Origin of the sequence: Pseudomonas sp. 65/3-MNA-CIBAN-0223 (assembly GCF_040310425.1) — a bacterium.
Lineage (GTDB): Bacteria > Pseudomonadota > Gammaproteobacteria > Pseudomonadales > Pseudomonadaceae > Aquipseudomonas > Aquipseudomonas gregormendelii.
This window is the reverse complement of sequence record NZ_JBEOPV010000179.1, coordinates 1-266: the sequence shown is the minus strand read 5'-3', so window position 1 is coordinate 266 and position 266 is coordinate 1. Positions and strand designations below refer to the sequence as shown.

Here is a 266-nt window from a genome sequence, read left to right as displayed (position 1 = left end):
CGCTTGAGCAGGATGAATATGTCGGCAACCTGAAAATCTGGGTCCCAGCAGGGTTCTCCACAGATCTTCGCGCCGAGGCGCATATAGGCTTTGAGCAGCGGTGGTAGCTGGGCAGTGACGTTGTCCGGCAGCTCCAGTTCGGGAAGTGGCGTTCGCGGCTCAGCGTGCAGCAGTTCGGTGCTCAGGTGGCTGTCGCGCAATCGCTGCATGATCGCTAGGGCCTGGATGCCACCGTCGCGCATCGGGATGCTCGCGCACCCCATAAG

Annotated in this window: 1 pseudogene; it reads right to left on the bottom strand. The window is 61.7% G+C overall.

Going from position 1 to position 266, the window contains the following annotated elements:
• Positions 1-266: pseudogene (locus AAEZ09_RS28445) on the bottom strand (hemolysin); the annotation flags it as partial.